We start from the raw sequence: 18,715 nt of genomic DNA on the forward strand, positions 1-18,715 counted from the left end.
GTAGCACGCTCCGGTGAGTGCTCCGAAACCCAGAGGCAACATGCGCCCCGTAAACTGGAACCAGATCCGCCCGCCTGTGCCGTATGGCCGACGAGCCCCGAGGAGTCGCACGATGCTGATGCTCCTCGCCGCGTTCCTCCTCGGATCGCTGCTCATGCCCGTTCTCGTCCGCTGGCTCGGCGCCCGCGCGTTCGCGATCGCCGCACTCGTGCCTGCCGCAGCCTTCGTTCAGGCCCTCGTGGTCACCCCGCAGGTGCTCGATCCGCGGGCCACGCCGTTCGAGACAGTGCCGTGGATCCCCCAGCTGGGACTCGAGCTCTCGATGCACATGGACGTTCTGGGTTGGGTGCTCACCCTGATCGTCACCGGCGTCGGAGCCCTCGTACTGCTGTACTGCCGCTGGTACTTCCACGACGACGCCACCGGCCTCGGTCAGTTCGCGGGTGTCCTCCTCGGCTTCGCCGGGGCGATGTACGGTCTCGTGCTCACCGACGACCTGGTCATGCTCGTGATGTTCTGGGAAGTCACGAGCATCCTCTCGTACCTGCTCATCGGCCATTACCGCCGACGTGCGGCCAGCCGCCGTGCCGCCCTGCAGGCGCTGCTGGTGACGACGCTCGGCGGGCTCATCATGTTCGTCGGCGTGGTTCTGCTGGTGGTGGATGCCGGCACGACGAGCATCACCGAGATCCTCGCGCTCGCGCCGACCGGCCCGGTGGTGGATGCCGCGATCGTGATGCTTCTCATCGGAGCGATCAGCAAGTCGGCGCTGTTCCCGTTCCACTTCTGGCTGCCGGGGGCCATGGCAGCGCCCACCCCGGTGAGCGCGTATCTGCACGCGGCCGCGATGGTCAAGGCCGGCATCTACCTCATCGCCCGATTCGCGCCGATCTTCGCCTTCACCGGTCCCTGGCGACCGATCGTCATCTCCCTCGGCGTGCTGACGATGCTGCTCGGCGGCATCCAGGCGCTCCGCGAGACCGACCTCAAACGCATCCTCGCCTTCGGGACCGTCAGTCAGCTCGGCTTGCTGGCCATCGTGGTCGGCTACGGCAGCAAAGCCACTGCACTCGCCGGACTCGCCCTCGTGATCGGGCACGCGCTGTTCAAGTCGGCGCTCTTCCTCATCGTCGGAGTCATCGACCGTCAGCTGTCGACGCGCGACATCGACGAACTCTCCGGAGTCGGGCGGCAGGCACCGGTCATGGCGACCGCGGCATTCATCTCCGTCGCCTCGATGGTCGGAATCGCCCCGACCGTGGGTTTCGTGGCCAAGGAGTCCACGCTCACCGCCCTGCTCGATGCCGCTGTCGCCGGCGAACCGTGGGGCCTGGTCGCCATCATCGGCGTCGTTCTCGGATCCATGCTCACTGCGGCATATGGCGCCAGGTTCCTGTGGGGCGCTTTCTGGACCAAGCGCGACGAGCGCGGCGACCGGGTGCCGGAGACAGTCTGGCCCGATCCGCCGGTCGGCTTCCTCTCTGCCCCGATCGTGCTCGCTGCTGCGACGCTCGCCGCGGGGATCGGCGCCCCCGCGCTCGACGTCGCCCTCCGTGGCTACGCGATCACCGCCGAAGCCCTCCTCTCCCGGGAATCCGATCCGGGTCATCTCGCGCTCTGGCACGGGTTCGAACCGGCGCTGGGCATCTCGATCCTCTCCATCCTGCTCGGCATCGGCGTCTTCGTGCTCACGCGGCGCAGCGGCTGGGATCGCAAGGCTCGAGTGCTGCCTTTCACCGCCGCCGACGCCTACTACCTCGTCATGCGCGGGGTGGATCGACTCTCGGTGCTCAGCACCACGTTCACGCAGCGCGGTTCACTGCCGGTGTACGTCGGAACGATCTTCGTGGTCTTCGTCGCGGCGGAGGCGACAGCGCTCATCGCCAGCGACGTCGATCGCTTCCAGCTGTCGGCGTGGCACACTCCGGCGCAACTGGTCGTCGCGCCGATCATGGCCGTCGCCGGCGTCTTCGCCGTGCGCGCACAGAAGCGCTACACCGGCGTGGTGCTCGTCTCGGTGACCGGACTCGGCATGGTCGCGCTGTTCGCGACGAGCGGCGCACCCGATCTCGCCCTCACTCAGATCCTCGTCGAGACGGTCACCATGGTGACGTTCGCCCTGGTTCTGCGGCGGCTGCCCGCTCGGATGGGCGAGCACAATGCGTCCGTCGGGCGCATCCCGCGCGCCCTCCTCGGCGTCGGCGTCGGAGTGACGATGGCTCTGGTCGCCGTCGTCGCCACGCAGTCCCGCATTGCCGACCCGATCTCGCTCGCCTTCCCCGAACTCGCCTACGATCTCGGTCACGGCAAGAACGTGGTCAACGTCGCGCTCGTCGACCTGCGCGGCTGGGACACCATGGGCGAGCTGTCGGTCCTCGTGCTGGCGGCGACCGGTGTCGCCTCTCTCGTGTTCGTCACGCACCGGGCCGATCTGCTCGCGGCGACCAAGACGCTGCCCAAGGGCAGTCGCCGAGGAGCACGCCATCGGCCACTGGTCGAGACGACCAGGGGCATCCGCATCCAGACGTCGGAGAACCGCAGCAGCCCGAGGGCGTGGCTTGTCGGCGGGCCCAACATGAAGCCCGAGAACCGGTCGATCCTGCTCGAGGTGATCGTCCGCATCCTCTTCCACACCATCATCGTGGTGTCGATTTTCCTGCTCTTCGCCGGCCACAATCTGCCGGGCGGCGGCTTCGCCGGCGGGCTCGTCGCCGGGATGGCGCTCGTGATGCGCTACATCGCGGGTGGCCGCTGGGAGTTGGGTGCGGCTGCTCCCACTGACGCCGGTCGCCTCCTCGGAGCCGGCCTCATTCTCGCCGTCGGCGCCGCGGTCGTGCCGCTCTTCTTCGGCCTGTCGCCGCTCACGAGTTCGTTCTGGGAGTGGGAGATCCCGGTGCTGGGCCATATGGAGTTCGTCACCTCGACGATCTTCGACATCGGCGTCTATCTCGTCGTGATCGGACTGGTGCTCGACGTACTCCGCAGCCTTGGCGCCGAAGTCGACCGGCAGGCGCAGGACATGCGTGCGCGGGGGGTGAACATCTGATGGATGTCTCGCTCACCCTGATCGTGATCATGGCGGTGCTCTTCGCCTGCGGTGTCTACGCGATGTTGGAACGCAGCCTCACCCGGGTGCTGATCGGATTCCTGCTGCTGGGCAACGCGACGAACCTGCTGCTGCTGATCGTGATGGGGGTGCCAGGGGAAGCGCCGTTCCACGGGGCCGACGGACGTGTGAGCGACCCGCTGCCCCAGGCGCTCACCCTCACCGCCATCGTGATCACGTTCGCCGTCTCGGCGTTCCTGCTCGCGCTCATCTATCGTTCCTGGCAGCTGGGTCAGGCCGACACCGTCGAGGACGACGAGGTCGACATCGCTCTTCGCGCCCGTACCGATGCCGACGAGGACGTCATGGAGGACGAGGGCGACGAGAGCGACGAGGATGCCACGACCGACTTCGTCGGAGTGCAGACATCGCCGATCACCGTCCTGCACATGCGCGACCATCCGGCCATCCACGATGATGCGCCGATGGATCGACCCATGGACCGGGTCGAGCGGTCGAAGCCCGCGTCCCCTCGGTCGTCGCGCGAGTCGGAGGCTTCTTCCCGGTCGTTGAGCGAGCGAAGCGAGACGAAACGCATCGATCCAGCCCAGGACGCTCAGCCCCCGGCATCCACCGATGAAGAGGAGGACCGCCCATGAGTGCGCTCGTCCCTCTTCTCGTCGCCCTTCCCCTGCTCGGCGCCGCGATCACCCTCGTGTTCGGGCGGAACGCACGCCTGCAGGTCATCGTCACGGTGGCCACCCTCGCCGCCGTCTCGGTGATCGCCACGATCCTGCTGATCGCCGTCGACGGCGGCTCGGCGCTGGCCGTCTCGGTCGGCGGCTGGCCGGTGCCGTTCGGCATCGTGCTCTACGTCGACCGGCTCTCGGCCCTGCTGGTTCTGGTCTCCAGCATCGTGCTGCTCGCGGTGCTGCTGTTCTCGATCGGCCAGGGCGTCGCGGACGGCGCAGACGAGACGCCGATCTCGATCTTCAACCCGTCGTACCTCATCCTCGCGGCCGGAGTGTTCGACGCCTTCATCGCCGGCGACCTCTTCAATCTCTACGTCGGATTCGAGATCCTGCTCGTCGCCTCGTACGTGCTGATCACTCTCGGCAGCACCGAATCCCGCATCCGCGCCGGCGCCGTCTACATCGTCGTCTCCCTGGTGTCGTCGATCCTCTTCCTCGCCGCGATCGCGATGATCTACGGAGCGCTCGGCACCGTGAACATGGCGCAGATCGCCGAACGGATGGCCGAGCTGCCGCAGGAGACCCAGCTCGTGCTGCACGTCATCCTCGTGATCGCGTTCGGCATCAAGGCGGCCGTCTTCCCGGTGTCGTTCTGGTTGCCGGACTCCTACCCGACCGCTCCCGCCCCGGTCACCGCGGTCTTCGCCGGATTGCTGACGAAGGTCGGCGTCTATGCGCTGATCCGCACCGAGACCCAGCTGTTCGCAGAGAACAGCATCGATACCGTCCTGCTCATCGTGGCTCTGGCGACGATGATCGTCGGGGTGCTCGGCGCTGTCGCGCAGGCCGAGCTGAAGAGGATCCTCTCGTTCACGCTCGTCAGCCACGTCGGCTACATGATCTTCGGTCTGGCGATCGCGACCCCCGCGGCCATCGGCGCGACGGTGTACTACATCGTCCACCACATCGTGGTGCAGACGACCCTGTTCCTCGCGGTCGGACTCATCGAGCGTCGGGCGGGCAGTACCTCGATCCTGCGGGTGAAAGGCCTGCTGAAGGTCGCACCGGTCATCGCCCTGCTTTACTTCGTTCCGGCTATCAACCTCGGGGGCCTCCCGCCGTTCTCCGGTTTCATCGGCAAGTTCGCGCTGTTCGAGGCAGCGGCATCCGTCGGCACCCCCCTGATGATCGTGCTCATCTTCGGCGGCATCCTCACCTCCCTGCTGACGCTGTACGCGCTGATGCGCGCGTGGAATCTGGCGTTCTGGCGCGAGGAGGAGGACTCCACCGAGACCGAGGGACGCATCTCGCACCTCGGCAATGCACCGGCGGCCGACGAGCAGCAGGAGCGGCGCCGCATCCCCGCGATCATGACCGTCGCGACGGCCGGCATGGTCGCCGTCACCGTATCGCTGTCGATCTTCGCCGGGCCTCTCTATGCGCTCTGCGACCGGATCGGCGCAGCGCTTCTCGAACCGATCAGCCTCGTGCAGCTCGAAGACGAGGTGGGGTCATGACTCCGGACAACCGTCGCAGCGTTCTGCACGGCATCCGTGCGCAGCTTCCGTTCCTGGCTTGGCTGGTCGTGCTCTGGATGCTGCTGTGGGCGCAGTTCACCGTGCTCTCCTTCGTCAGTGGGCTGGTCGTCGCGATCTTCGTCACCCGCGTCTTCCGGCTGCCGACCGTCGAGCTGTCAGGGCGGATCAACTTCTGGTACGCCGCACTGTTCGTCGTGCAGTTCCTGTTCGCCGTCGTGCAGGGCGCACTCAGCGTCACGGTGCAGGTGTTCGACTTCCGTCGTCAGCCGGGAGCCGCGATCATCGCCGTCCCGCTGCGGTACGCCGACGACCTGATGATGGCGCACGTCGCGGTCGTCTCGTCGCTGATCCCCGGGTCGCTCGTGGTGGAGGCCGATCGCGATCGTCGCATCCTGTACCTGCATGTGATCGGTGTCCGCAGCCACGATGACGTGGAGAAGCAGCGCGCCGGCGTGCTGCGCTGGGAGCAGCGGATCGTCCGGGCGCTCGGCGACCCGGCGCAGTACCGTGCACTCAAAGCCGACGAGCGAACGGGAGGCGTCCGATGAACATCGTGCTGACGGCGATCATGGTCGTGTTCGGGCTTGCGGCGATCCTCACCGTGATCCGGATCGTGCGCGGCCCGTCGATTCTCGACCGTGCCGTGGCATCCGACGTGCTGCTCACGGAGGTGATGTGTGTGCTCGGTGCCGAGATGGCGATCAACGGCCACACGCGCTCCATCCCGGTGCTCCTCACGATCGCCGCCGTCGGCGTCTTCGGGTCGATCGCGGTCGCCCGGTTCGTGGCGAGAAGGGATAACACGACCTCATGAACGTCTTCGGTCTCGAGATCCCCGACGCCATCGTCGACGTCACGGTGCTCGTCCTCATCCTCATCGGAGCACTGCTCTGCCTGTCTGCCGCTGTGGGTCTGCTGCACTTCCGCGACGTGCCGTCGCGCCTGCACGCCGCGACCAAACCGCAGGTGCTCGGGCTCGTGCTGATCTGTGCGGCGGTCGCGCTGTCGCAGCGCAGCATCGGCGGCATCCTGATCGGGCTCGTGCTCGTGGCCCCGATCGTGCTCATGCAGTTCGCCACCGCCCCGCTCTCCGCCCATATGGTCGGTCGGCAGGCCTATCGCAACGGCACCATCGAGCAGCGAAACCTCGTGGTCGACGAGCTCGCCGAGTCGAAGCGCACCCCGCCCGCCGCGGGGTAGGCAGGGGTCGGTCTCTCTCAGATCCGGTCTGCGAAGCGCCGGATGAACTCGGCCGCAGGCCCGGAGTCGCTGATCAGCGTGCTGTGGCCGTGTCCGTCGATCTCCCGCAGCTCGGCTTCGGGGATCGCGGCGACGATGTCGCGGCACCAGTCGATCGGCGCGAGCGGATCGGTCTCGCCCCGCAGCACCAGCGTCGGCTGCACGATGCGCCCGTACGCACGCTCGGCGTCGTGGACGACGGTCGCGCGGATCTTCCTGATCAGATGCGGTCCGCCGCGGAGGTACTCCCGTGCACCCCGCCAGAGCACGATCGGTCGTTCGCCGATCAGGTCCCACAACAGGTAGGAGGCTTGGGCGCGGATGCTGCGCGCGGCACTGTTCACGGTGGGCCCCGCGAGCACGACACCGGCGACGAGCTCGGGATGCCGGTTCGCCAGTTCCGCGGCGATCTGGCTGCCCATCGAGTGTCCGATCACGACGATCCCGGTTTCGCCGATGCTGCGCAGATACGCCGCGACAAGATCGGCGTGACGTTCCATGGTGAGGGTGCGCGTCGGCTCCGGGGCCTCGCCGAAGCCCGGAAGGTCGAACGCGATCACGCGGCCGTGGCCGTCGAGTCTCCGCACGACGTCGAGATACACGCTGCGCCCCATGCCGATGCCGTGCAGCAGGATGAAGGTGTGCTCCCCGCGGCCGAAGGTCTCGGCGATCAGCGTGGCACCGCCGTGCTCGAACTCGACGACGGAGGCGGGAGCGTCCTGAGGCGCGAGCAGGCGTTGCGGCATCCGACCACGCTATCCGACCGGGCTGACCGCCGCGTGCGAGGATGAAGGGTGCTCTCTTCAGAATCCGCAACCGACGAGATCCCGGTGGTGGAGCCGAAGAAGGGCCTGTTCGCCCGGATCGCCGACGACCTGAGCGACCCCGTGCTCCGAGCGCTGGTATCGGCGACCGCCGTCTCGCGGATCGGCCGAGGTGTCTTCCTCGCCGTCACCGTGCTGTTCTTCACGCAGATCATCGGGCTCTCCGGCGGTGAAGCGGCCGTGGTGCTCGCGGTGTCGAGCGGGTGCGGCGCCGTGGCCTCCTTCCTCGGCGGCTGGCTCGCCGACCACTGGAGCGCGAGGCGCCTGACCTTCGGCTTCGAGGTGCTGGCCGGACTGATGCTGGCGGCGTACGCGTTCGTCGGCGACTTCGTCTCCGCGCTCGTGCTCGCCAGCCTGTCCGGCTTCTTCGATTCGATCGCATACTCGGCGCGCGCAGCGATCATCGCGCGCGGATTCGCCTCCGAGCGCCGAGTGCACGCCCGTGCCGTGCTCCGGACCGTCACCAACGTCTCGATCGCGGTGGGCTCCGGATTCGCGGCGATCGCGCTCGCACTCGGCACCGCGGAGGCGTATCGCCTGGTGATCGCGGCAGCAGGACTGCTGTGCGCTTTCGGGTCGTTGCCGCTGCTCCGGCTGACCGCAGCGGTCGACGCGCCGTCGCGCTCCCGCCTCGCGCCGGTGCGCACGGAGACCGGCTCGATCGACGTCGAGGCGGCCGCCTCGGCAGCGGCGGAGCACAGCGACTGGCGTCGGCGCTCGCCGTGGCGCGATCAGCGGTACCTGCTCATGTGCGCCCTCTCGGCGATCTTCGGGATGCAGTTCGGTGTCGCCGAGCTCGGAGTGCCGCTGTGGATCACGCAGAGCACCACCGCGCCGGAGGTGCTCGTCTCGGTGATCCTGATCGTGAACACGACGCTCGTCGTGATCTTCCAGGTGCCGGCCTCGCGCGGCACCCACGATCTGAGAGTCGCCGGCAAGGTCACGCTGATCGCGGGATGGCTGATGCTCGTCGCCTGCGTCGTGTACGCGCTCGCCGCAGGGTTGCCGACGTGGTTCGCGATCGCCGTGATCCTCGTCGCCGCCGTCGCCCACACCTTCGCTGAGATCCTGTCGCAGGCCGGGTCGTGGGGCCTGAGCTTCGAACTCGCCGACCCGGTGCGCGCCGGCGCCTACCAGGGCGTGTTCGGCATGGGCTTCTCGCTCGGCGCGCTGGCCGCTCCGATCATCGTGAACGCCACCGCGATCAGCCTCGGCCTCATCGGCTGGGTCATCCTCGGCGGGATCTTCCTCGCCGCGGCCGTCGGCATCTGGCTCATCGCCCGACGGGCAGCCGCGGCATCCCCCGTCGGATCCGCGATCTAACCGGCCGGAGTCAGCACCAGGGTTTCGACGGTCGCCGTGGCCACGGCCTTCGCCGTGAACGGCCAGGGGTTCTGGATGCCGGCTGCCCAGTCCGTGGTCTGATCGGTGTAGTTCGCGTGGAACGCGTGCCCGGAGGCACCGGTGAAGTGGTTCCACGTGGACGCGTCGAAGTCGGACAGGTCGACCACCATGCGCATGGACGGAACCGTGGTCGTGGCGTAGGACGTTCCCAGCTCCCAACCGGTCGCGTTCACGATCGACGAGCCTCCGCCCACCGGGAACGGACCGCGGTTGAAGAGCGCCTCGATGGGTGCGATGCCGGACGACCCGAGCGTGTCACTGGTGAGGGTGATCGCGTGCAGATCACCCCAGTTCCATCGCGTCATCGCATCGCCCTGCAGGGCGACGAGTTCACGGTAGGCCTCCTCGGCGGAGAGGGCGAGCATCTCTTCCATGCCCTTCACCCCGATCTCCTGGTTGGTCCAGAGCGGGTCCGACGGATCGTCGAGGAGCGCGGCGAGCACGGTGGACATGCGCCCCTGGTCTCCGAGGGGCAGGGGGGTCTCCCGCTCGGCGAACAGGTTCTGCGCGAGGTTCGACCACAGGACGTTCGCATAGGCCGCGGCCGCCGACGACGCCGAGTTCTGGGCATCCCAGGTGAGGAGCAGGTCCACGGCTGCTGCGGTACCCGCGCCGTCGACGTCGACATCCGACATCGCGATGGCCAGTTGCTTGCCGACCCACATCTCGTTGTCCATCTGGATGGCGCGCATGTCCTGAGCGGTCAGAGGGGCGGTCGCTGCGCGACGCTCGATCAGATGCGCGATCCGGGCCGCTCGGTAACCGTAGTCCCAGTCCCGGGAGAGGAAGTAGTCGTAGTCGTCTGTCACGATCGCGTTGTTCGCGGTGACGATGTATCCCGAGCTCGGGTTGTACGACACCGGCAGTTCGTCGAACGGGATGAATCCGATCCAGTCGTAGCTGCTGTCCCAGCCGGGCTGCGGCATCCATCCGTCTCCCGCCCCGCGGATCGGCAGGCGCCCTGGTGTCTGATAACCGATGTTCCCCTCGGCGTCGGCGTAGATCAGGTTCTGGGCCGGCACGTCGAACAGCGACGCCGCGCGGCGGAAGTCGTCGAAGTTCTGCGCCGTGGAGAGTGCGAAGACGGCGGTCGATGCCGTGCCGGGGTCGAGCGCGGTCCAGCGAAGACTCACCGCGTACTCCGCGTCGTCCCCGCCCGCCGGGGAAGTCGCTCCGGCGGTTCCGAGAGCGGGTACGGGGTCGTCCGCGATCGCCGTGAAGTCATCCGCGAGACCCGAGATGATCGGACCGTGGACGGTGGAGCGGATGGTGAGCTCGATGTCGTCGCCGCCGGCGACCTTGATGGTCTCGGTCCGCTCCTCGAGCGGGACGAGAGCGCCGTCGCGCCAGTACTGGTCGCCCTCGATCCGCTCGACGTAGAGGTCGGTGACATCGGTGGTGAGGTTCGTGAACCCCCAGGCGATCTGCGCGTTGTGGCCGATGACGATGCCCGGGAGGCCGGAGAACGAGAAGCCGCCGGCATCGAAGGGGCAGGCCTCGTTCACTTCGGAGCACTTGAGCTGCACCTGGTACCAGACCGAGGGCAGGGATGCGCCGAGGTGCGGGTCGTTCGCGAGCAGCGGCATCCCGGTCTCGGTGAGTGCGCCGGAGACGACCCACGAGTTGGAGCCGATGCCCTCGCCGATATCGCCGACCAGCACGCTCGCCGCCTCGATGACGCCGGACGTCTCCTGCCACTGGACGGTCGTCGACGCCTGCTGCAGTTCTCCGTCGCGTATCGGGCCGGCGGAGGCCGCCTCGGCGCCGGTGTCGAGAACCGGCAGCGTGGAGATCTTGGGGACGATCACCGGGTTCTCGCCGAACGGGTACGCCGGGTAGAGCTGCTCGAGAGTGGCCTGCGCCGTGTCCTCGTCGAGCGTCGCCGCGAGGAGCGCACGATCGGTCTCGTCTTCGACGTTGCCTCGGAGGTCCCAGGCCATCGCCTTCAGCCAGGCCACGGAATCCGCGGGTTCCCACGGCTCCGGGGCATAGTCCGGGTTCTGCATGCCGATGACGGCATATTCGAGGGAGAGCTCGGCACCCGAGCGGGAGGAGAGGTACGCATTCACGCCGTCTGCATAGGACTCGTAGTAACTGAGGGTCGTCTCGTCCATCGCCTCGACCTCCTGCTCGGCGACGTCGCGCCAGCCGAGCGTGCGGAGGAAGGCATCCGTTCCCGCCTGCGATTCGCCGAACATCTCGGCGACGCGCCCGCTGGTCACGTGGCGGCGGAAGTCCATCTCGAAGAAGCGGTCCTGCGCGTGCACGAACCCCTGGGCGTAGAACAGGTCATCGGTCGAGTCGGCGGTGATGGTCGGCACACCACGTTCGTCGCGCTGGACGGTGACCTCGGCCTTCAGCCCCTCGAGCGCGACCTCGCCGGCGGTCTGCGGGAACGAGCGCTGGATGGTCCAGGTGACGAAGAACGCGGCACCGACGGCGAGCACGACGATGGATGCGATCACGAGGAACGCGATGCGGCCGACGCGCACCCCTAGCGGGGGCCGGGAGGGTGCAGCTGTCGCCTGCGAATCAGTCGTCATCGTTGAGAGCTCTTTCGGGTAGCGTGCTGGGACCCAGTACCAACAAGCCCCGGTGCGCGTTTCAGGTGGCGCGCCCTCGAATCATACCTACCGAGGCGGCGACGGCACGCCCGTCACATGAGTTTCGTGGAAGCCAGGGCGCGCAGCAGCTTCTGGTTGAAGCCGATGAGCGGCAGGCGCAGCACCAGGCCGAGCAGCAGGGCGGGCAGGATGAACGCGGACAGCAAGCCCAGCGAGACCCAGAAGTCGTTGTTGTAGATGCCGGCGATCGCGGAGCGCATCGCGTTGACCGCGTGCGTGGCAGGCAGGAACGGACTGACGTTCTGGAACCACTGCGGAAGCACCTGCAGCGGGTAGGCGCCACCGGAACTGGAGATCTGCACGACGAGCATCAGCACGGCCAACGCCTTTCCCGCGTTTCCGAATGTCACCACGAACGTGTAGATGATCAGTGTGAACACCAGCGACATCACCCACCCGGTCAGGATGAGCAGGAACGGATGCTCTGGCTGCACCTGGGTGAACAGCACGCTGCCGAGACACACGAGCGTGCTCTGCAGGAGCCCGACGAGCGCGAAGATGCCGAACCGGCCGAGGTACGTCTGAGTGGGGGAGAGGAGAGGGAGCTCGGAGGCCCCGCTTTGCGGAGGGTCGACCCGGATCGACACCGAGATCAGGAGTGCTCCCACCCAGAGCGCGAGCACAGTGTAGAGCGGAGTCATCGCCGCGCCGAAGCTGACGACCGAGAAGACCGGGACCCGCTCGAGCGACACGGGTTCCGCGAGATGGGTTGCCAGCGCCTGCGGATCCGCACCGATGACCTTCGTGAGTTCGCTGAGGTCACCGGTATCGATGGCCTTCGTCAGCGCGGCCGCGAGGGCATCGAAACGATCTGCTGTCTCGGTGAGCGAGCCCGAGATGTCGGTCGTCAGCGACTCGGCGTCCGCCAGGGCAGTGCTCAGGGAGTCGGATCCGGAGAGCGACTCCGCCACGGAAGAGAGATCGCTGCCGATCGAGTCGATGTTGCCGCCGATGACGGCGAGAGTCTCGGCGAGCGCATCGAGTTTCGGCTGCAGGCTGCCGGTGTAGGCGTTCTGAGCATCCTTCACGGCAGCCTTCGCCTCGGCGATCAGGCCGGTGATCTCGGCGTGCGTGGCCTGCACGTCGGCATCGGTGTCGGTGATGTGCGTCGCTGCTTCGTCGAGGCGATCGTGCAGCTCCTGCTGTCGCGCGATCGCGCCATCGATCCGCGACACGGCCCGATCGAACGAGTCCAGCGCCGACTCGGGCAGGAGCGGGCGAACGTCGTTCACCAGGGTGTCGCGCAGCTCCTGTTGCTGGTCGATCTGCGTCTGCACCCGGGCCGCCACGGCTCGGATCGTGTCGGCCGAGCTCTGCGACTGCGCGCTCATCGACGAGAACACGTCGTCGACGCTGTCGGCGACGGCCTGATAGCTGTCGGCCGTGCCGGACAGGGCGCCGCCGAGCGTCGCCGCCGTCGAGGCAAGAATGTCCTTCAGCGACTGGGCGGCATCTTTCCCGTTACCGAGTGCGCCGGTGGCGTCGCGCAGTGCGTCGCCGGAAGCCGTTGCGAGTTCGGAGGCGCTGTCGACCAGGGGTCTGCTCGAGGCGATCAGAGACGTGAACATGTCGGCCGTCGCCGAGCCCGCGCGCAGTTGCGCGGCCACTTCGCTGACGTGTGCCTGCAGGCGCGACAGCGTCGCCTGCGTGTCGGCGTCGTCGAGATATGTGGACAGTGAGGTGATGATGTTCAGGCCGGCCTCGCTGAGCTTCTCCGTGAACACCTCGTTGATCGTGGTGGAGACCTCGCCCGCACCCTGCTCGGTGATCTTCGGAGCGAGGGCGTTCTTCTTCTCGTTGGTGTAGTACTCGATCTCGGTGCGCTCGGCGCCGTTCGAGTAGAAGGTCATCATGTCGGCGCTGAAGGTCGGCGGAAGCACGATCGCGGCGTAGTACTCGCCGGATTTCGTGCCATCGATCGCCTCCTCCTTCGAGGTGAACACCCAGTGCAGATCGTCGTTCGCGCGCAGCGCCGACTGCACCTGCTCGCCGACGTTCAGACGGATCGGAACAAGATCGCTCTGATATCCCTCGTCGGTGTTGGCGACCGCGACGGTCAGATTCTTGGTGTTCTCGAACGGATTCCAGCTGGCCATGACGTTGAACCAGGTGAACAGCGAAGGGATGATGACCAGCCCGAACAGCACGATGACGGCCATGACGTTGCTCGTCGCCCGGCGCAGGTCGTGCCGGAACACCTGCAGGATGTTCTTCATTCGCGCTCCTGCCGTTCCTGATCGGGGCCATCGTCCGGCCGCTTCGTGTCGTCTTCCGTGTCGTCGAGATCGGCGCCTTCGTGTCCGGAGGGCCCATCGTCGGCGGATTCGCCGGGGAGCCCGGCATCCGACTCCGCCTGTTCCGCGACCGGTTGGGTCGCACGCTCCTCGGCGTCGTCCTTGTCCGGTGTCGGGTCGGGATCGTCCGCGAAGAGATCTTCCAGAACGGCGGTGTCGTCGGCGACCGCGTGCGGCCGCTCGAGCACGGCGGTGCGCGCGGTCGAGGTCTCGGCGTCGGTTGCGTCGTGAGACACGGGGAGAAGAAGCGCATCGCGCCCGATCTCGACGGCCAGCGCATCGCGCAGATCAGCCTCCGGCATCTCCCCCACTTCGGCGGCTTGCTGGATGCTCTGCTTGACGTACTCGAGCGCGACCAGGACGGCGATGAGGATCAGGCACCACAGTGCCCACAAGCCGAGCATCGTGACCTTCGCTTCCGGGAGCAGCCAGGCGACGAGGCCGAGCAGCGCCATGACGGCGACCCCCACGATCAGCGTGAGTCGCAGCAGGGTCGGGTACCGGTCGGAGAACCGTCGAACGCGTTGGTCGACCTCGGCGCGGTAGCCGTCGCCGTCGGTCAGTGCGCGGATGATCTCCGGCGTCCGGCGGCGACCGGTGATCTGCACGTCCTCGCTCACCAGCAGTTGGCTCTCCGCCAGCCGACTGTTGAACAGAAGCGCGAAGTTCCCCAGCCGTCGACGCAGGAACAGCCCGAGTGTGAATGCCAGCACGACGAAGACGGCGAGCGCTCCCATGAACTGCCAGTAGTGGCCGTCGTAGAAGCCGCTGATGGTCTCACGGAGTGCGTCGATGCCGTAGGTGAACGGCAGGAACGGGTACAGCCCGCGGAAGAAGTCCGGCATCATCTCGATCGGGTAGAGCCCGGATGCTCCCGGGATCTGGAAGATCACCAGCAGGATGCAGAGCCCCTTGCCGACGTAGCCGAAGCACACCGACAGCGCGTAGATGATGCTGAGATAGGCCAGGCCGATGAGCACACCGGTCCCGACGAACGCGAACGGGTTCGCCGTCTGGACGCCGATGACCAGGTTGCCCACGCAGACGAGCACGGCCTGGAACACGGCGATCGATGCCAGCAGCATCCAGCGTCCCAAATACGCCTGCCGCACGGAGACGCCTTCCACACCCTCGGTGTCGACCTCGAGACGCATGATGACCATCAGCACGAACGCGCCGATCCACAGCGACAGGTTGGTGAACAGGGCGGCCATCGCCGAGCCGTAGGCCTTCGTGGGGAACAGGACGTTCTCGTGCACCTCGACAGGCGAGGCCATGAACTGGGCGATCTGTTCGGCATCCAATCCGCTGATCGTGCTGAGCCGATTCCAGATGTCGGCGGCGCTGAGCGCCAGCACATCGGTGCGCACACCGCCCAGTCCGGACTGCGCGGTGACGAGGTTGCCGTCGAGCGCAGTGAGTGCCTCGGCGGTCGCCGCGAGCTGAGTCCTCATGCCGGTCAGCAGGTTCTGTGCCTGCGTCACCTGGGTGCGCTGTGCGCCCAGGGCCGACGAGAACGCATCCGCACTGGAGGACAGCGCCGACATCGCACGGTTGAGTTCGGGGACGCTCTGCATGAGCGCATCGCGGATGGTGCCCGCCGAGGTCGCGGCGGTGCCCACGGCGGAATTGACCGTGTTCGCGGCCGCCTTGACCGAATCGATCGTGCTCGAGACGTCGCTGTTCAACTGCTTCAGTTGGTCGAGCACCTGCTGGTCGGCGGCGTTGCGTTCTTTCAGGTCGTCGATCGCCTTGCTGAGCTGTTGGGCTGCCGCGGAGCCGGGATCGGTCTTGTCGAGGACGGCCTGCAGCTCGCCGAGCGCCGTGCCGTTGGCCTTGATCACGGCGGAGAGGTCATCGATCGCAGAACCCACCGCGACGTTCGCCTGTCGCAGGCTGGTCGACAGGGTCGCGATCGAGGCGTTCATCTTCGAGGACGCGTCGGCGAGCAGGGTGGCCCCCGAGACGTAGGCGGATGTCACCTTGTCGGTGAAGGTGAGCAGTTCCTGCTGCGCCTCGGCGGCGATGGTCTGGGCCTGGGCGACGGCGCTCTGCACCTCGCCGAGCGTGTTGTCGACCTCGCCCAGCGTCGACACGGCGCCGTCGAGCCTGGTCTGCGCATCGGTGAGCCCGGTCTGCAGCCTGGTGATGCCCTGGCGTGCGGTGCTGACCTTGCCGACGGCGTCATCGAGGGCCGTGACGGTGGTGTCGCGGGCATCGCCCAGTCGGCCTTCTGCGTCTTCTCCGGCATCCTTCAGCTGCCCGGTGACGGCCTCGGCGACCACCGACACGAAGGTGCTGTTGATCTGGGTGTCGAGCGTCGAGGCGCCGACATCGGTGATCTTCGGGGCGATGGCGTTCGCCTTCTCGTTGACGAAGTACCGCAGGACGGGGCGCGTGAACTCGCCGCTCGTGATGCTGATGAAGTCGCGGCTGAAATCCTCGGGGATGACGATCGCCGCGTAGCTCCGCCCGCTCCGGACGGCGTCCATCGCTTCGTCCTCGTCCATGAACTCCCAGCCGAGCTGGTCGTTCTCCTTGAGCTGGCTGACGAGTTCGCCGCCCACGTCGATGTCACCGGTCAGATCCGATGTCGCTCCGTCGTCCTGGTTCACGATCGCGACGCTGACGTTCTGGGTGTTCGCGTACGGGTCCCAGAAGGCGACGATGTTGAACCACGCGTAGAGGGAGGGCGTCACGATGACGCCGATGATGATGATCCACGCCTTGCTCACGCGGGCCAGCCGGCGCACGTCGCGCCGGAAGACGCTCCAGGCGTTGGGCAGGTGGCCGTCGATCGGCGGCATCATGCGTCGACGCTGATGTCGGGGTGTGCGGCGAGGAGCTCGTCGGCCTCGTGCCAGGACAGCCCGGCGATCGAGAGCACGACGCGGACGGCGAGGCTTGCGGCGCCCGCGCTCGCCGCATCGGTGCGAGCGACGACGGTACGGGCCATCTCTTCGATGAGCCGCGCGAGCGTCGGGGCGGCCAGGTCGGTGCGGAAGCTGCCGTCATCCTGCCCACGGGTGACCAGAGCGGCGACGGCGCGCCGCAGCGGGGCGAGCGCCGCGGCGGTGTGCTCGACATGGGCCTCGTCGAGTGCGAGCGCGGCGGCGACCTGCACGTGCGCGGCCTCCTGCCAGAGGCGTGCGGCGAGGCGCGCGAGGGCGAGCCGGGAGTCGGCGTCGGTGACGGACTCGGCGATGGCGTTGAAGCGCTGGGCTCCGTTGGCGATGAGCTCTCGGATGAGAGCGTCGCGGTCGTCGAAGTGTCCGTACAGGGTGCGACGCGAGAGACCGGCGCTTCGGGCGATCACATCGACCGAAGCATGGGGGTCGTGGGCGAGCGTCTCGCTCGCGGCGGCGAGGATGCCGGCGCGATTCGCTCTGGCATCGCTGCGGGGTGCACGGGTGGACATGCGTCCATCGTAGCTAACATGCACAGTCGTGTGCAAGATAGTTCGGCGGACTCACAGCGAGAGCGCTCGTGCCGAACGACGATGGGGGCGGATGCCGCAGCATCCGCCCCCATCGAGGAGAAGCGTCAGTCGGTGCCGGAGTCGAAGGCCGCGCCCTCGGATGCCGTGTCCACCGCATCCGCGAGGGACTCGTCGGCCTCGGAGATCGAGCCGTGAACGGCTTCCGTGATCTCGCCGGATTCGCCGGCGGTCACGCGTCCGACCAGTTCGGCGGTCGCACCGCCCACGAGCCCCAGCCCCGCGTACTGCTCGAGGCGGGCACGCGAGTCCGCGATGTCGAGGTTGCGCATCGTGAGCTGCCCGATGCGGTCCACCGGGCCGAACGCGGCGTCGCCGACCCGCTCCATCGAGAGCTTCTCCGGGCCGTACGAAAGGTTCGGGGAGACCGTGTCGAGGATGGTCCAGTCATCACCGCGACGCAGGCGGATCGTGACGGAGCCGGAGATCGTGGACCCGACCCAGCGCTGGATCGACTCGCGCAGCATCAGCGACTGCGGCTCGAGCCAGCGGCCCTCGTACATCAGGCGCCCGAGACGGCGTCCCTGCTCGTGGTACGTGGCGAGGGTGTCTTCGTTGAGGATGCCGTTGACCAGGCGCTCGTAGGCGATGAACAGCAGTGCCATCGCGGGCGCCTCGTAGATGCCGCGAGACTTCGCCTCGATGATGCGGTTCTCGATCTGGTCGCTCATGCCGAGGCCGTGGCGGCCGCCGATCGTGTTCGCCTCCAGCACCAGCGCGACCGGGTCGGAGTACTCGACGCCGTTGAGCGCGACCGGGCGCCCCTTCTCGAAGGTGACGGTGACGTCTTCGGTCTCGATCGCGACGGAGGGGTCCCAGAACTTCACGCCCATGATCGGGTCGACCGTCTCGAGCGAGACGTCGAGGTGCTCGAGCGTCTTCGCCTCGTGCGTCGCGCCCCAGATGTTCGCGTCGGTGGAGTACGCCTTCTCGGCGGAGTCGCGGTACGGGAAGTCGTGGGCGACGAGCCAGTCGCTCATCTCCTTGCGGCCGCCGAGTTCGGTGACGAAGTCGGCGTCGAGCCACGGCTTGTAGATGCGCAGACGCGGGTTCGCGAGCAGTCCGTAGCGGTAGAACCGCTCGATGTCGTTGCCCTTGTAGGTCGAACCGTCGCCCCAGATGTCGACGCCGTCCTCCTTCATCGCGCGCACCAGCAGCGTGCCGGTGACCGCGCGGCCGAGGGGCGTCGTGTTGAAGTACGTCTTGCCGCCGGAGCGAATGTGGAAGGCGCCGCAGGCGAGGGCGACGAAGCCCTCCTCGACCAGAGCGGTCTTGCAGTCGATCAGGCGCGCGGCCTCGGCGCCGTACTCGAGCGCACGACCGGGGATCGATTCGATGTCGCCCTCGTCGGGCTGGCCGAGGTCGCCCGTATAGGTGAAGGGCACCGCGCCCTTCTCGCGCATCCACGCGACGGCCACGGAGGTGTCGAGGCCCCCCGAGAAAGCGATGCCGACGCGCTCGCCGACGGGCAGGGACTGGAGGACCTTGGACATGGTTCCCAGTCTATCGGCGGGCTGTCGGCTGTTTCGGCGGGCGACGAGCATTCCGCCGCCGACCC

Annotated in this window: 13 protein-coding genes; 7 read left to right on the forward strand and 6 right to left on the reverse strand. The window is 67.6% G+C overall.

Features of this window, described 5'->3' with window-relative positions:
- The first annotated feature begins 112 nt into the window (after positions 1-112).
- The 6 genes from MRBLWH12_RS14420 to mnhG are packed head-to-tail and all read left to right on the forward strand — an operon-like array spanning position 113 to position 6,476.
- A complete protein-coding gene (locus MRBLWH12_RS14420; RefSeq protein ID WP_363550088.1) occupies positions 113-3,046 on the forward strand; it encodes a Na+/H+ antiporter subunit A in 2,934 nt (977 codons plus the stop codon).
- A complete protein-coding gene (locus tag MRBLWH12_RS14425; RefSeq protein ID WP_363550091.1) occupies positions 3,046-3,705 on the forward strand; it encodes a Na(+)/H(+) antiporter subunit C in 660 nt (219 codons plus the stop codon). Before MRBLWH12_RS14420 ends, MRBLWH12_RS14425 begins: the two co-directional genes overlap by 1 nt.
- Complete coding sequence (locus MRBLWH12_RS14430) at positions 3,702-5,255, forward strand: Na+/H+ antiporter subunit D (RefSeq protein ID WP_341976615.1); 1,554 nt, start codon at positions 3,702-3,704, stop codon at positions 5,253-5,255. The genes MRBLWH12_RS14425 and MRBLWH12_RS14430 overlap by 4 nt, the downstream gene beginning before the upstream one ends.
- Positions 5,252-5,824: a Na+/H+ antiporter subunit E gene (locus tag MRBLWH12_RS14435; protein WP_341976614.1), complete on the forward strand. Its 573-nt coding sequence runs from the start codon at positions 5,252-5,254 to the stop codon at positions 5,822-5,824. The genes MRBLWH12_RS14430 and MRBLWH12_RS14435 overlap by 4 nt, the downstream gene beginning before the upstream one ends.
- Positions 5,821-6,090, forward strand: coding sequence for a monovalent cation/H+ antiporter complex subunit F (locus MRBLWH12_RS14440; RefSeq protein ID WP_341976613.1), 270 nt, complete (start codon positions 5,821-5,823; stop codon positions 6,088-6,090). Before MRBLWH12_RS14435 ends, MRBLWH12_RS14440 begins: the two co-directional genes overlap by 4 nt.
- Positions 6,087-6,476 carry a monovalent cation/H(+) antiporter subunit G gene (mnhG, locus tag MRBLWH12_RS14445; protein WP_341976612.1) on the forward strand — a complete coding sequence of 130 codons (390 nt, stop codon included), beginning with the start codon at positions 6,087-6,089 and terminating at the stop codon, positions 6,474-6,476. The genes MRBLWH12_RS14440 and mnhG overlap by 4 nt, the downstream gene beginning before the upstream one ends.
- A gap of 17 nt (positions 6,477-6,493) precedes the next feature.
- Here mnhG and MRBLWH12_RS14450 read toward each other — a convergent pair whose 3' ends face one another.
- Positions 6,494-7,261, reverse strand: coding sequence for an alpha/beta fold hydrolase (locus tag MRBLWH12_RS14450; protein WP_363550096.1), 768 nt, complete (start codon positions 7,259-7,261; stop codon positions 6,494-6,496).
- 48 nt (positions 7,262-7,309) lie between these two features.
- On the opposite strand from MRBLWH12_RS14450, the gene MRBLWH12_RS14455 reads away from it, so the two are divergent.
- A complete protein-coding gene (locus MRBLWH12_RS14455; protein ID WP_363550099.1) occupies positions 7,310-8,662 on the forward strand; it encodes an MFS transporter in 1,353 nt (450 codons plus the stop codon).
- Here the strand turns inward: MRBLWH12_RS14455 and MRBLWH12_RS14460 are convergent.
- From MRBLWH12_RS14460 to argG, 5 genes are all read right to left on the reverse strand, one after another.
- Complete coding sequence (locus MRBLWH12_RS14460; protein ID WP_363550102.1) at positions 8,659-11,286, reverse strand: penicillin acylase family protein; 2,628 nt, start codon at positions 11,284-11,286, stop codon at positions 8,659-8,661. The genes MRBLWH12_RS14455 and MRBLWH12_RS14460 overlap by 4 nt on opposite strands.
- A gap of 113 nt (positions 11,287-11,399) precedes the next feature.
- On the reverse strand, positions 11,400-13,583 hold the full coding sequence (locus tag MRBLWH12_RS14465; protein ID WP_363550105.1) for a YhgE/Pip domain-containing protein: 2,184 nt from the start codon (positions 13,581-13,583) through the stop codon (positions 11,400-11,402).
- On the reverse strand, positions 13,580-16,471 hold the full coding sequence (locus MRBLWH12_RS14470) for a YhgE/Pip domain-containing protein (protein WP_363550108.1): 2,892 nt from the start codon (positions 16,469-16,471) through the stop codon (positions 13,580-13,582). Before MRBLWH12_RS14470 ends, MRBLWH12_RS14465 begins: the two co-directional genes overlap by 4 nt.
- On the reverse strand, positions 16,468-17,079 hold the full coding sequence (locus MRBLWH12_RS14475) for a TetR/AcrR family transcriptional regulator (RefSeq protein WP_363550111.1): 612 nt from the start codon (positions 17,077-17,079) through the stop codon (positions 16,468-16,470). The genes MRBLWH12_RS14470 and MRBLWH12_RS14475 overlap by 4 nt, the downstream gene beginning before the upstream one ends.
- Before the next feature lie 125 nt (positions 17,080-17,204).
- Positions 17,205-18,650 carry an argininosuccinate synthase gene (gene argG / locus MRBLWH12_RS14480; protein ID WP_363550114.1) on the reverse strand — a complete coding sequence of 482 codons (1,446 nt, stop codon included), beginning with the start codon at positions 18,648-18,650 and terminating at the stop codon, positions 17,205-17,207.
- Between the last annotated feature and the right edge of the window lie 65 nt (positions 18,651-18,715).

Origin of the sequence: Microbacterium sp. LWH12-1.2 (assembly GCF_040675825.1) — a bacterium.
In the GTDB taxonomy this organism is placed as follows: domain Bacteria; phylum Actinomycetota; class Actinomycetes; order Actinomycetales; family Microbacteriaceae; genus Microbacterium.

Excerpts from the sequence above, each read along its gene's own strand:
- MRBLWH12_RS14420 (WP_363550088.1), top strand. The coding sequence starts at position 113 with ATGCTGATGCTCCTCGCCGCGTTCCTCCTCGGATCGCTGCTCATGCCC.
- MRBLWH12_RS14425 (WP_363550091.1), top strand. The coding sequence starts at position 3,046 with ATGGATGTCTCGCTCACCCTGATCGTGATCATGGCGGTGCTCTTCGCC.
- MRBLWH12_RS14430 (WP_341976615.1), top strand. The coding sequence starts at position 3,702 with ATGAGTGCGCTCGTCCCTCTTCTCGTCGCCCTTCCCCTGCTCGGCGCC.
- MRBLWH12_RS14435 (WP_341976614.1), top strand. The coding sequence starts at position 5,252 with ATGACTCCGGACAACCGTCGCAGCGTTCTGCACGGCATCCGTGCGCAG.
- MRBLWH12_RS14440 (WP_341976613.1), top strand. The coding sequence starts at position 5,821 with ATGAACATCGTGCTGACGGCGATCATGGTCGTGTTCGGGCTTGCGGCG.
- mnhG (WP_341976612.1), top strand. The coding sequence starts at position 6,087 with ATGAACGTCTTCGGTCTCGAGATCCCCGACGCCATCGTCGACGTCACG.
- MRBLWH12_RS14450 (WP_363550096.1), bottom strand. The coding sequence starts at position 7,261 with ATGCCGCAACGCCTGCTCGCGCCTCAGGACGCTCCCGCCTCCGTCGTC.
- MRBLWH12_RS14460 (WP_363550102.1), bottom strand. The coding sequence starts at position 11,286 with ATGACGACTGATTCGCAGGCGACAGCTGCACCCTCCCGGCCCCCGCTA.
- MRBLWH12_RS14465 (WP_363550105.1), bottom strand. The coding sequence starts at position 13,583 with ATGAAGAACATCCTGCAGGTGTTCCGGCACGACCTGCGCCGGGCGACG.
- MRBLWH12_RS14470 (WP_363550108.1), bottom strand. The coding sequence starts at position 16,471 with ATGATGCCGCCGATCGACGGCCACCTGCCCAACGCCTGGAGCGTCTTC.
- MRBLWH12_RS14475 (WP_363550111.1), bottom strand. The coding sequence starts at position 17,079 with ATGTCCACCCGTGCACCCCGCAGCGATGCCAGAGCGAATCGCGCCGGC.
- argG (WP_363550114.1), bottom strand. The coding sequence starts at position 18,650 with ATGTCCAAGGTCCTCCAGTCCCTGCCCGTCGGCGAGCGCGTCGGCATC.